This window comes from Mycolicibacterium chitae, assembly GCF_900637205.1.
GTDB classification, from domain to species: domain Bacteria; phylum Actinomycetota; class Actinomycetes; order Mycobacteriales; family Mycobacteriaceae; genus Mycobacterium; species Mycobacterium chitae.
The window spans coordinates 443,049-454,679 of sequence record NZ_LR134355.1; the positions used below are offsets into that span (position 1 = coordinate 443,049).

General features: G+C 68.6%; 13 protein-coding genes. 6 read left to right on the forward strand and 7 right to left on the reverse strand.

All coding sequences use genetic code 11. The features are described from left to right. Positions 1-3: 3 nt before the first annotated feature. From EL338_RS02190 to fadA6, 4 genes are all read left to right on the forward strand, one after another. Complete coding sequence (locus EL338_RS02190; RefSeq protein ID WP_126332239.1) at positions 4-1,149, forward strand: DUF7802 domain-containing protein; 1,146 nt, start codon at positions 4-6, stop codon at positions 1,147-1,149. A gap of 104 nt (positions 1,150-1,253) precedes the next feature. Then, complete coding sequence (locus tag EL338_RS02195; protein WP_126332240.1) at positions 1,254-1,640, forward strand: hypothetical protein; 387 nt, start codon at positions 1,254-1,256, stop codon at positions 1,638-1,640. An 85-nt stretch (positions 1,641-1,725) separates the two neighbouring features. After that, positions 1,726-2,346 (forward strand): TetR family transcriptional regulator KstR2, encoded by a 621-nt coding sequence (gene kstR2, locus EL338_RS02200; RefSeq protein ID WP_126332241.1) that lies wholly within the window; start codon positions 1,726-1,728, stop codon positions 2,344-2,346. 9 nt (positions 2,347-2,355) lie between these two features. Next, positions 2,356-3,516: a steroid 3-ketoacyl-CoA thiolase FadA6 gene (fadA6, locus tag EL338_RS02205; RefSeq protein WP_126332242.1), complete on the forward strand. Its 1,161-nt coding sequence runs from the start codon at positions 2,356-2,358 to the stop codon at positions 3,514-3,516. Positions 3,517-3,534: 18 nt separating this feature from the next. Here the strand turns inward: fadA6 and EL338_RS02210 are convergent, their stop codons facing one another. The 7 genes from EL338_RS02210 to echA20 all read right to left on the reverse strand — a co-directional run bounded on the left by EL338_RS02210 (position 3,535) and on the right by echA20 (position 9,602). Then, positions 3,535-4,647 carry an NDMA-dependent alcohol dehydrogenase gene (locus EL338_RS02210; RefSeq protein WP_126332243.1) on the reverse strand — a complete coding sequence of 371 codons (1,113 nt, stop codon included), beginning with the start codon at positions 4,645-4,647 and terminating at the stop codon, positions 3,535-3,537. A 79-nt stretch (positions 4,648-4,726) separates the two neighbouring features. Continuing rightward, the gene (locus EL338_RS02215; protein ID WP_126332244.1) at positions 4,727-5,455 is read right to left on the reverse strand and encodes a hypothetical protein; all 729 of its coding nucleotides are present in this window, start codon (positions 5,453-5,455) and stop codon (positions 4,727-4,729) included. Beyond that, positions 5,452-6,102 carry a SatD family protein gene (locus EL338_RS02220; RefSeq protein ID WP_126332245.1) on the reverse strand — a complete coding sequence of 217 codons (651 nt, stop codon included), beginning with the start codon at positions 6,100-6,102 and terminating at the stop codon, positions 5,452-5,454. Before EL338_RS02220 ends, EL338_RS02215 begins: the two co-directional genes overlap by 4 nt. 43 nt (positions 6,103-6,145) lie before the next feature. Next, on the reverse strand, positions 6,146-7,219 hold the full coding sequence (gene ipdC, locus EL338_RS02225) for a (3aS,4S,5R,7aS)-5-hydroxy-7a-methyl-1-oxo-octahydro-1H-indene-4-carboxyl-CoA dehydrogenase (protein ID WP_126332246.1): 1,074 nt from the start codon (positions 7,217-7,219) through the stop codon (positions 6,146-6,148). A 3-nt stretch (positions 7,220-7,222) separates the two neighbouring features. Then, entirely contained in the window at positions 7,223-7,972 is a 750-nt protein-coding gene (gene ipdB, locus EL338_RS02230; RefSeq protein WP_126332247.1) for a cholesterol ring-cleaving hydrolase subunit IpdB, read from the reverse strand. After that, the gene (gene ipdA, locus EL338_RS02235; protein ID WP_126332248.1) at positions 7,969-8,850 is read right to left on the reverse strand and encodes a cholesterol ring-cleaving hydrolase subunit IpdA; all 882 of its coding nucleotides are present in this window, start codon (positions 8,848-8,850) and stop codon (positions 7,969-7,971) included. The genes ipdB and ipdA overlap by 4 nt, the downstream gene beginning before the upstream one ends. Next, a complete protein-coding gene (gene echA20 / locus EL338_RS02240) occupies positions 8,847-9,602 on the reverse strand; it encodes a (7aS)-7a-methyl-1,5-dioxo-2,3,5,6,7,7a-hexahydro-1H-indene-carboxyl-CoA hydrolase (RefSeq protein WP_126332249.1) in 756 nt (251 codons plus the stop codon). The genes ipdA and echA20 overlap by 4 nt, the downstream gene beginning before the upstream one ends. Positions 9,603-9,661: 59 nt before the next feature. Between echA20 and EL338_RS02245 the strand changes: the two genes are divergently transcribed. Then, on the forward strand, positions 9,662-10,435 hold the full coding sequence (locus EL338_RS02245; RefSeq protein ID WP_126332250.1) for an SDR family oxidoreductase: 774 nt from the start codon (positions 9,662-9,664) through the stop codon (positions 10,433-10,435). A 16-nt stretch (positions 10,436-10,451) separates the two neighbouring features. Next, complete coding sequence (locus EL338_RS02250; RefSeq protein ID WP_126332251.1) at positions 10,452-11,357, forward strand: SDR family oxidoreductase; 906 nt, start codon at positions 10,452-10,454, stop codon at positions 11,355-11,357. Positions 11,358-11,631 lie beyond the last annotated feature (274 nt).

Sequence of the window (11,631 nt, forward strand, 5' to 3'; positions counted from 1 at the left end):
GGCGTGACGCAATGTACCGAGGCGTTCGATCGCATCGCGATTCCGTTGGGGGAGTTCAGCTGCCGGGACGCGCCGGCGGTGCTGCACCTGCGCGACCCGCTGGGCCTGGCCGGCCCGACGCTGCCGATCATCGAGCTGATGATGGTCTTCGGCGCGGTGCTGGCCCTGTGGTGGTCGATCCGTCGGCTGCGCCGTGACGGCGATCCCGTCAACCTCGTCCTGTGGTGCGCGACGGTGGTCTACCTGTTCGTCATCGAGATCCCGCTGTACTTCCCGAACGTCTTCGGGATCCAGGACTTTCTCGGTGTCGTGTTCGTGCACAACGCCTTCACCGTGCAGTTCCTCTTCGACCGGCTGCCGCTGTACATCGTGGCGCTCTATCCCGCGCTGATCACGCTGTCCTACGAGATCGTCCGCGTCCTGGGGGTGTTCCGGCGCCGACACGGCGCCGTGGTCGGCGCGGCCTGCGTCGGCGTGGTCCATCACGTCTTCTACGAGATCTTCGACCAGCTCGGCCCGCAGCTGCGCTGGTGGGCCTGGGACACCGAGAACCCGATGAACCGGCCGATGTTCGCCTCGGTGCCGTTGACCAGCGTGGTGATCTTCGCGGCGCTGGGGCCGTTCGTCGTCACCCTGCTCACCCAGTTTCTGGTCGCCCGGCGCGTGGCCGACCGGCCGCTCGGCGGGGCCGCGCTGTGGGGGTGGACCGTGCTGATCGGGGCCCTGGTGCCGGTCGGTCTGGCGGTTCTGGGCGCGCCGTTCTCGGCGTTGTCGGCCCTCGGTCCGGACAACGTCAGGGCCCAGGCCGTCGTCCTGACCGCCGAATTGGTGGTGCTGGCGGCGATCGCGGTGCCCGCGCTGGTCACCCAGTACCGGCGCGGGCAGCCGGTCGACGACGCCGAGCCCAACGCGTTCCTGCGGATCTTCGGCCCGGTCTATCTGCTGACCCTGGGGGCGCTGTGGCTGGTGGCGCTGCCGGCCTACTTCGGCGCCCAGAACGGGATCACCGCCGATGGCACGCCGACCGGCAGCCTCGCCTACGCCGCGCTGTGCTTCGTGGCCGGGGCCGTGGTGTTGGCGGCCGCGCTGAAGGTGCGCGCCGGGGCGGCCCCGCTTCGCGACTTCGGGACGAGGGTCGAACTCGGGTAGGTTTGAGGTCGATCAGGCACAGATGGCCTGGTCGGTGGGGGCTCACGGGAGCTCGAACCGCCCGGGTCGTCAGCGTTCGCAACAGTTCTGAGAGGACCGATTCGGTGACGAAGTTGACCCTGTGGATCGGCGGCCTGCTGGTCGCCACCGGCGTGATCGCCTACATCGTGACTGCCGCGGCCAGCGTCACCGCGCTCATTCCCGCCTTCGTCGGGATCCTCCTGGTGGTGGCCGGTTTGATCGCGCGCAAACCCGACCTGCACCGGCACGCGATCCACGCTGCGCTGGTCATCGCGCTGCTGGGCGCGCTGGGTTCGCTGTCGCGGGTGGTCAAGCTGGGCGAGGTGTTCGACGGCACGTCCGAGGTTCCGGCCGCCATCATCGTCAGCACCATCATGTTCGTGCTGCTGGTGATCTACGTCGTCGCCGGGGTGCGGTCGTTCATCGCCGCGCGCCGTGCGCGTGAGGGCAGCAGCGGCACCGCCGCCTGACCCTCGTCCCGTTTTGCGGTAGTGGGCTGGCGATCCGCGCGGCCTGCCGCCACCTAGCAAGCGCTTGGTTGATAGGATGGCCGCCATGGCGTCCGATCCGCCCAGTCAGCCCGCCAGCCGGCGCGAGGAGTTACTCGCGCTGGCTGCCTCGATGATGGCCGAGCGCGGCCTGCGGGCCACGACCGTGCGCGACATCGCCGACGCGGCGGGCATCCTGTCCGGCAGCCTCTACCACCACTTCGCCTCGAAAGAGGAGATGGTCGACGAGGTGTTGCGCAGCTTCCTGGACTGGCTGTTCGGCCGCTACCAGGAGATCATCGACACCGAGCCCAACCCGTTGGAGCGGCTCAAGGGACTGTTCCTCGCGTCGTTCGAGGCGATCGAACACCGCCACGCCCAAGTGGTCATCTACCAGGACGAGGCCAAGCGGTTGTCGTCGCAGCCGCGCTTCTCCTATGTCGAGGAACGCAACCGCGAGCAACGCAAGATGTGGCTCGACGTCCTCAACCAGGGGGTCAAGGAGGGCTACTTCCGGCCCGACCTCGACGTCGACCTGGTGTATCGGTTCATCCGCGACACCACCTGGGTGTCGGTGCGGTGGTATCAGCCGGGCGGCGAACTGACCGCCGAGCAGGTGGGCTTCCAGTACCTGGCCATCGTGCTCGGTGGCATCACCAAAGACGCTGTCGAAGAGAAGAACTCGTAAGGAGACGAAATGGCTGAGGCGTACGTTGTCGACGCGGTGCGCACCGCGGTCGGAAAGCGCGGCGGAGCCCTGGCCGGGGTGCACCCGGTCGATCTCGGCGCGCTGGCCTGGCGCGGTCTGCTCGACCGGGTCGACGTCGACCCCGCCGCGGTGGACGACGTGATCGCCGGCTGCGTGGACGCCATCGGCGGGCAGGCCGGCAACATCGCCCGGCTGTCCTGGCTGGCGGCGGGCTACCCCGAGGAGGTCCCCGGCGTCACCGTGGACCGCCAGTGCGGTTCCAGCCAGCAGGCCATTTCCTTTGGCGCACAAGCGATCATGTCCGGCACCGCCGACCTGATCGTGGCCGGCGGCATGCAGAACATGAGCCAGATCCCGATCAGCTCGGCGATGGCCGTCGGTGAGCAGTTCGGCTTCACCTCGCCCACCAACGAATCGAAGTCCTGGCTGCACCGCTACGGCGACCAGGAGATCTCGCAGTTCCGCGGTTCGGAACTGATCGCCGAGAAGTGGGACCTGTCGCGCGAGGACATGGAGAAGTTCTCGCTGAACAGCCACCAGAAGGCGTTCGAGGCGATCCGCGGCGGCAACTTCGACAACGAGATCCTCACCGTGGACACCGAGAGCGGTCCGTTCCGGGTCGACGAGGGACCGCGCGAATCCTCGCTGGAGAAGATGGCGGGCCTGAAGACCCTCGTCGACGGTGGACGGCTGACGGCGGCCATGGCCAGCCAGATCTCCGACGGTGCCAGCGCGGTGCTGCTGGCCTCCGAGCAGGCCGTCAAGGACCACGGGCTGAAGCCGCGCGCGCGGATCCACCACATCAGCACCCGCGGCGCCGATCCGGTGTTCATGCTCACCGGGCCCATCCCGGCCACGCGCTACGCGCTGGAGAAGACCGGGCTGTCGATCGACGACATCGACACCGTCGAGATCAACGAGGCGTTCGCGCCCGTGGTGATGGCCTGGCTCAAGGAGACCAACGCCGACCCGGCGAAGGTCAACCCCAACGGCGGCGCGATCGCGCTGGGCCACCCGCTGGGCGCCACCGGTGCCAAGCTGTTCGCCACCATGCTGAACACCTTGGAGCGCACCGGCGGTCGCTACGGACTGCAGACGATGTGCGAGGGCGGCGGCACCGCCAACGTCACCATCATCGAGCGCCTCTGATCAGTGGTCGTGTAGCACTCAGTGATCGTGTAGCACCACGCCGCGGACGTTGCGGCCCTGCCGCATGTCCTCGTAGCCCTCGTTGACCTCGGCGAGTTTGTACTCGTGGGTGACGGTCTCGTCGAGCAGCAGCTGACCCTGTCGATAAAGGTTGAGCAGCCGCGGGATGTCGGCGCGCGGGTTGGCCTCGCCGTAGAGGCTGCCCAGCAGCCGCTTCTGGAACAGGGTGAACATCATCATCGACAGGGTCGGCGCCGTGTCGGCCATGGTCGCGAGGGCGGTCATCACCACCGCGCCGCCCTTGCGGATGATGTTGGCGGCCTCCTCGACCTGAGCGCCCTCGAGCAGACCCATCGTGAGAATGGCCGAGTCGGCCATGACCCCGCGGGTCAGCTCGGCGACCAGCGCGGTGGCCTCCGTCATCGACGTGACGAAGTGCGTGGCGCCGAACTGCAGGGCCTGCTCGCGCTTGGTCTCGACGGGTTCGACAACGACGATCTTCTCGGCGCCGGCGAGCCGGGCGCCCTGGACCGCGCCGCTGCCGATCCCGCCGAAGCCGATCACCACGACGGTGTCACCGGGCCGGACGTTGGCGGTGTTGACCGCCGAACCCCAACCGGTGGTGACGCCGCAGCCCAGCAGGCAGGCCCGGGACAGCGGGATGTCGTCGTCGATCTTGACGATCGAGGCCTCCGGCACGGTGCCGTACTGGGAGAAGGTGCCCACCAGCGCCATCACGCCGATGTCCTTGCCGTCGACGTGGCGGCGGTAGGTGCCGTCGAGTTGGGTGCCGGCCATGATCATCGCGCCGAGATCGCACAGGTTCTGGTGACCCGTCGAACAGAACCGGCAGCGGCCGCACGCCGGCAGGAACGAGGCCACCACGTGGTCGCCGGGCTGCAGGCCGATGACCCCGGGACCGACCTCCCGCACGATGCCCGCACCCTCGTGCCCGCCGATCAGCGGGAGCGGCGCGGGCAGATCGCCGGTGCGGATGTGCTCGTCGGAGTGGCACAGGCCGGTGGCCTCCCACGAGACCAGCACTTCCCCGTCCTTCGGGGGATCGAGATCGATCTCCTCGACGGTCCAGTCGCCGCCGTACTCCCAGAGAATCGCCGCGTTCGTTTTCATGTTGCCTCCGAGAGCCGTCGGGAGTGTGTTGGCCCGAGTCTAGGAAGCCCGACGATCGCTTTGCGGGGTTTCGACGGGCTCAGTTCAGTGCCAGCACCAGACCGGCCATCGCGATCAGCCAACTGGCGAAGCTGCCCACCAGGAAGTACTCGGTGACCTCGTCGATCCCGGCGCCGTTGTTCTCCTTGCGCTGGGCGTTGAGTTCGGGGAAGCGGATGATGCCCTTGGCCGCGACCACCGCCGAGGCGGCGCCGATCTGGCCGCCCAATCCCAACCCGACGATGAGCAGCCGTTCCATGGGGCCCAGCAGCCGGCCGCCCTTCAGCCGATCGGAGGGCTGCGGTTCCCCGGCCGGGCGGACCGCGCCCACGGCGCCAAGAATCAACCGCACCAACTGATTTGCGGTCACCAGCTGCAGCAGCACCACGGCGAAGATCATCACCGCGCGGTCCGGTCCGAGGTCGCCGAGGCCGACCCAGTGCAGCCAGTCCGCGACCGGGCCGCCGACCGGGGACGTCCAGCCGGCCAGCACCAGCAGCAGCGCGACGGTGCCGCCGAACACCGTCAGCGCCCGGCCCTCGCGGGTACCGGTCCGCTCGGCGACGGCGCTCAGGTGTACCCACAGCACCGCGGCCACCGCGGCGAGGATCAGCAGCACGATGTCGCCGAAGCGCCAGAGCCCGGCCAGCAGGGCGCCGGCGAGGACCAAGACGGGCCCCGCGACCAGCGCCGCCCACTGGCGTCCGGCGAGCTTGCGGCAGATGTCGGCGAGCCCGACCGCCGACAGGAAGACCGCGAGCGCGCTCACCGGAGTTGTCGCAGTTCGTCGGCGGCCGCGACGATGAGGTCCAGGCCCGCCCGGCCGGCGCGCTGCGACACCGCCGAGGCGCTGATCCGCTCCACCATGGCCAACTCCTTCTTCGACCGCCCCGCACGCAGGCCCGCGAGTAGCCGCAGTGATCGTTCGTCCAGCGATCCAAGCAGATGGTCCCGACACATCAGGGCGGCGTTGACGGCGTGTGGATCGGCGCCGTCGTCGGTGCCGGCGCGGAAGGCCGTGCGTAGCTGCGTGAATCCCGGCTGCTCCTGCTGGGCCGACACCCATTCGATGGCCTCGCGGGCGGCCCACCAGCCCGGGCCGTCCTGGATGCCCGAATCCGCGTCGAGCAAGGTGATCGCCCCCCACCCGATACCGAACCGGATGTCGATGTCCGGGGTCAGCAGCAGGCGCAGCGTGAACGCGGCGTCGATCGCGTGGCCGACGGTGCCGAAGGTGCCTTGGAACTCGTCGCCGACGGTGAGTGCGGGCGGGTCCGTCGCGTCGTCGCCGAGCGTGCGTAACGCGGAGGTCAGCCGGTTGTGCAGGGCGCGGCGATCCGGGAACGCCCGCGATCCCACCACGTCGCCGATCAGTGTGGCGACGACGGATGAAGCCCTGCGCTTCGCAGCCGACATGTGAAGATCATAGCTTCATAATCAAAAAATGAAGCTAATTGCTTCAATCTGTAATCAGGGTGGCGGCACCGCGGAGGTGCTCGACGGCCTGATCGACGATCGAGTCGATGAGCTCCGCGCACGACGGCAGATCCTCGAGAATGCCGGCGACCTGCCCGGAGGCCAGCACACCCGCGCCGGTGTTGCCCTCGACCAGACCGGCCTTGAGCAGCATCGGGGTGTTGGCCGCCATCACCACCTGCGACCAGGTCAGATCCTTGCCGCGCCGCATGGCCAGCCCGTCCTTGACGATCGAGGCCCAGGTCATGCCGGTCATCTTCTTGAACTTCTGGGCGTTGCCCACCGCCGCGGTGAAGCCCCGCACCGGGGAACCACTCTCGAGCTTCTCGACCAGCCCGGTCCGCAGCACGCGGTGCGGCATCCCGTCGACCCGCGTCGACACCACGGTGCCGTCGAGGCCTGCCTGCAGGTAGCGCTGCTTGACCTCGTCGGGCACCGTCGAGTCCGACGTGAGCAGGAACCGGGTGCCCATCGCGACGCCGGCCGCGCCGTAGGACAGCGCCGCCGCCAGGCCGCGGCCGTCGAAGAAGCCGCCGGCGGCCACCACCGGCATCCCGGTGTCGGCCACGGCGTCGAGCACCGACGGCAGCAGCAGCGTGGTCGCCACCGGCCCGGTGTGCCCGCCACCCTCGCCGCCCTGCACGATCACCGCGTCGGCGCCCCACCCGGCGACCTTCTTGGCGTGCTTGGCCGCCCCGACGGACGGGATCACCACGACGCCGGCGTCCTTGAGCTTGGCGATCAGGTCGGGTTTGGGGGCCAACGCGAACGAGGCGACCTTGACGCCCTCGTGGATGAGCAGGTCCACCCGGTCGTTGGCGTCCCCGGCGTCGGCGCGGATGTTGATGCCGAACGGCTTGTCGGTGGCCGCCTTGACCTTGGTCACCGCGGTCTCGAGTTCCGCGAGGGTCATGGTCGCCGAGGCCAGGATGCCGAGGCCACCGGCGTTGGAGGTGGCGGCCACTAGCCGGGCCCCGGCCACCCAGCCCATGCCGGTCTGGACGACGGGGTGTTCGATGCCGACCAGCTCGGTCAGCGGTGTCGTGAGCTTGCCCATGATCTAGGCCTTGACTTCCTTGTCCCGCAGCGACTTCGGATCGATCACCTCGCGCAGCAGCTCGAGCTCCTCCACCTCGGGCAGCCGAGTGACCTCGGCGGTATCGAGGCCGTGCACCTCGAACGAGGTGTTCTCGGCGACCTGATCGGCCTCCACCCCGGGGTGCAGCGACAGCGCCCGCATGGTGCGCTCCGGACCGCCGAAGTCGAACACGCCGAGGTTGGTGACCACCCGGTAGATGTTGGCGAACCGATAGGCAGGATTGTCGGGATCGATCTTGTCCCAGCCGATTCCGGACACGATGTCCACGGACTCGCAGAACACGCGCCGCGAGTGGTTACCCACCCAGTAGCTGGTGGCGTGGTTGATGGTGTTGCCGGGGGCCCCGCGCACCCCGAACATCTGCCGGGTGGGGTGCTGGATCGGCCCGAACGCCGACAGGTTCTGATTGCCGTACCGGTCAATCTGATTGGCGCCCATCACCACGTGCCGTCGGCCCCACGCGAGGGTCTCGAAAACCCGCCCAAACGGCATCCAGCCCTCGACCTCGGCGGGGGCACCGATGGCCGGGGTGTCGGCGATCAGCCGGGCCTCACCGTCGGTCAGCAGGATGTCCGGCGCGAAGGAAAGCCGGGCCAACCGGGCGCCGATTGACACGACCGTCGTCATGGGGCTGACCATGATCTCGCCCGCATCGCGGAACAGTTCGGCGCACGCCACCGCGCAGACTTCGGCGCGACTCACGCTGATCATGCCTGGACTCCCTCGGTGAACTTCTGCACGGCGGCCTGGTAGTCGGCCTCGCTGCCGGACAGGTAGGTGGCGACGAACTGCTGCCAGGTCTCGTCGGACCCGGCGGCCTCGGCGTAGTGCCGCTGGAACTTCTCGTCGCGGCGGTAGTCCGGTTCGGCGGTGGTGAAGTGGGCGCCGCCCGGGGCCTCCACCACGGCGTCGACCATCATCCGGTTGACCAGGAGTGCCTGCGGCGGAACGGCTTTTACCAGTTCCTCGGTCGAGACCACCTTCTCGACCGACAGCAGGCGCCGCTCGGCGGCCATCAGGAACAGGTCGTCGAAGTACGGGTCGATCCCGGTGTAGGCCGCGTTGCCCTGGGCGTCACCGAGATTCAGGTGCACGAACGCCGCGTCGAGGTTCAGCGCGGGCATGGCGATCAGTTCCTCGTGGCCGTCGCCGGTGGGGTAGGGCGAGCGGACGGTCTTGAGCTCGTCGCCCCAGAACCGCCGCACGTCGCTGCCCAACCCCGCGCGAATCGGCAGGAACGGCAGCCGCTGGGCGGCGGCCTGCAGCCCGCAGCGCACCATGCCCTCGTCCATCTCGCGGGCCTCGATGGCGCCGGAGGTGCGGGCCTTGGCGAACCACGGGTCGTAGAACGGCGGCGAGTCCAGGGACACGAAGCCGTAGTAGACCCGCTTGACCTTGCCGGCCGCGCAGAGCAGGCCGAGATCGGGGCCGCCGTAGGTGACGACGGTCAGGTCGGTGACGTCGGTGCGAAGCAGGGCGCGGACGAACGCCATCGGCTTGCGCCGGGAACCCCAGCCGCCGATGCCGATCGTCATGCCGCTCTCGATCGACGCGACGGCGTCATCCAGAGTTGTTCTCTTATCGCTCACTTGGATCCCTTGTCAGTGCCGGCGAAGGCGTCGCGGTGCTCGTCGGAGACACCGGACAGGTTGAGTTCGAAGGTGAAGCCCTGCTCCATGCGGTATCTCGCGTTGACGGGCTGTACGTCGATGAAGTTCAGCGCCTCCTTGGCGGCCCGGATCACCCGGGTGTCCTTGCTCGCGATATCGCGGGCGACGCGCAGCGCGGACTCGTCGAGTTCAGCGCGGGGCACCACCTCGTGCACCGACCCGAAGTGGTGCAGGGTCTCCGCGTCCACGGTGGCCGCGGTGAAGAACAGCCGACGCATCAGATGCTGGGGCACCAGCCGGGACAGGTGGGTGGCCGCGCCGAGCGCGCCGCGTTCCACCTCGGGGAGGCCGAACTTGGCGTCGTCGGAGGCGACGATGACGTCGGCGTTGCCGACCAGGCCGATGCCGCCGCCGACGCAGAAGCCGTTGACCGCGGCGATCACCGGGACCTCGCATTCGTAGACCGCCTTGAAGGCCGCGTAGCAGCCGCGGTTGGCGTCGATCAGCGCGGTGAAGCCCTCGGTGTTCTGCATCTCCTTGATGTCCACGCCGGCGTTGAAGCCGCGGCCCTCCGCCCGCAGGATCACCACGTGGGTGCTGCGGTCCCGCCCGGCCGCAGTGATGGCGTCGGCGAGTTCGAACCAGCCGGCCGACGGGATGGCGTTGACCGGCGGGTAGTTGACGGTGACCGAGACGATGCCCGGTTCGACTGTCTGGGTGGTGATCGTCATCGAGTCACTTCCTGAAGGGGTCGCTACCTAAGCAAGCACTTGCTTGGTACGCTAGCACAGTGACTGACGGGGCTGGAATCAATCTGCAACTGGACGGTCGGGTGGTTCTGGTCACCGGCGGCGTTCGCGGCGTCGGGGCCGGCATCAGCGCCGTCTTCGCCGGTCAGGGCGCCACGGTGGTGACCTGCGCGCGCCGCCCGGTGGAGGGATCACCGTACGAATTCCATCCCTGCGACGTGCGCGACGACGAGTCGGTGGCCGCCCTCATCGCCGCCATCGTCGAACGCCACGGCCGGCTCGACGTGGTGGTCAACAACGCCGGCGGCTCGCCCTACGTCCCGGCGGCCGACGCCTCGGCCAAGTTCAGCGCCAAGATCGTCGAACTGAACCTGCTCGGCCCGCTCTCGGTCGCCCAGCATGCCAACACGGTCATGCAGAAGCAGGGCGCCGGCGGCTCGATCGTCAACATTTCCAGCGTGAGCGGATACCGGCCGACGCCGGGTACCGCGGCCTACGGTGCGGCCAAGGCCGGGATCGACAACCTGACCAAGACCCTGGCCGTGGAGTGGGCGCCGAAGGTCCGGGTGAACTCGGTGGTGGTCGGGATGGTCGAGACCGAGCAGTCCGAACTGTTCTACGGCGACGCCGACTCGATCGCCGCGATCTCGAAGAACGTCCCGCTGGGCAGATTGGCCAAGCCGCACGACGTCGGTTGGGCCACCGCGTTTTTGGCCTCGGAGGCCGCCTCCTACATCAGCGGCGCCTCGCTCGAGGTGCACGGCGGCGGGGAGCCACCGCACTACCTGTCGACCACTACCGCAGACATCAAGTAGAAGGAGAGACACGCACATGGGACTTCTGGACGGCCGGGTGGTCATCGTTACCGGTGCCGGCGGTGGACTCGGACGCGCACACGCGCTGGCCTTCGCCGCCGAGGGCGCGCGCGTTGTGGTCAACGACATCGGGGTGGGCCTGGACGGCTCGCCCGCCGGCGGGGGTAGCGCCGCACAGGGCGTTGTGGACGAAATCGTCGCCGCCGGAGGCGAAGCCGTGGCCAACGGCTCCAACGTGGCCGACTGGGCTCAGGCCGAAGCGCTGATCCAGACCGCCTTGGACAGTTTTGGCTCCTTCGACATTTTGGTCAACAACGCCGGCATTGTGCGCGACCGGATGTTCGCCAACACCTCCGAAGAGGAGTTCGACGCGGTCACCGCGGTGCACCTCAAGGGGCACTTCGCCACCATGAAGCATGCCGCGGCCTACTGGCGTGCGCAGTCCAAGGCCGGTCACGCCGTGGATGCCCGGATCATCAACACCAGCTCCGGTGCGGGCCTGCAAGGCAGTGTGGGACAGGCGAATTACAGCGCGTCCAAGGCCGGTATCGCCGCGCTGACGTTGGTCGCCGCCGCCGAGATGGGCCGCTACGGCGTCACCGTGAATGCCATCGCACCGTCGGCGCGTACTCGGATGACCGAGACCGTGTTCGCCGACATGATGGCCACCCAGGGGCAGGACTTCGACGCCATGGCGCCGGAAAACGTGTCCCCGCTGCTGGTCTGGCTGGGCAGCGCGCAGTCGCGCGATGTCACCGGTCAGGTGTTCGAGGTCGAGGGCGGCAAGATCCGGGTGGCCGAGGGGTGGGCGCACGGCCCGGAGGTCGACAAGGGCGCGCGCTGGGATCCGGCCGAGCTCGGGCCGGTGGTCACCGATCTGCTGGCCAAGGCGCGGCCGGCGGTGCCTGTCTACGGCGCGTAGCCGCGCTCGAGATCTCGGCCGACCTACGGGTGAATCCTGGGTGGGCATCTTTTTAACGTTTGTGGGTATTTTGCTGTATTCCTGCGACGTTCCGATCGATCTTGATAGCCTCCGAGCTGTATCGGGGCGTTCTTGCCCGGCTGACGATTGCTGAGACGTCGGTTGTTCGGTGCCGGCATCGTTTGCTGGGTAGGTGACGGAGCGCGGTTGGTCTTGCCGTTCGGTTGAGCGATGTGCGGCAGCTTCGATGCGGTTGGCCTCATTCGGGCGTTAC

Excerpts from the sequence above, each read along its gene's own strand:
- kstR2 (WP_126332241.1), top strand. The coding sequence starts at position 1,726 with ATGGCGTCCGATCCGCCCAGTCAGCCCGCCAGCCGGCGCGAGGAGTTA.
- fadA6 (WP_126332242.1), top strand. The coding sequence starts at position 2,356 with ATGGCTGAGGCGTACGTTGTCGACGCGGTGCGCACCGCGGTCGGAAAG.
- EL338_RS02210 (WP_126332243.1), bottom strand. The coding sequence starts at position 4,647 with ATGAAAACGAACGCGGCGATTCTCTGGGAGTACGGCGGCGACTGGACC.
- EL338_RS02220 (WP_126332245.1), bottom strand. The coding sequence starts at position 6,102 with ATGTCGGCTGCGAAGCGCAGGGCTTCATCCGTCGTCGCCACACTGATC.
- ipdC (WP_126332246.1), bottom strand. The coding sequence starts at position 7,219 with ATGGGCAAGCTCACGACACCGCTGACCGAGCTGGTCGGCATCGAACAC.
- ipdB (WP_126332247.1), bottom strand. The coding sequence starts at position 7,972 with ATGATCAGCGTGAGTCGCGCCGAAGTCTGCGCGGTGGCGTGCGCCGAA.
- echA20 (WP_126332249.1), bottom strand. The coding sequence starts at position 9,602 with ATGACGATCACCACCCAGACAGTCGAACCGGGCATCGTCTCGGTCACC.
- EL338_RS02250 (WP_126332251.1), top strand. The coding sequence starts at position 10,452 with ATGGGACTTCTGGACGGCCGGGTGGTCATCGTTACCGGTGCCGGCGGT.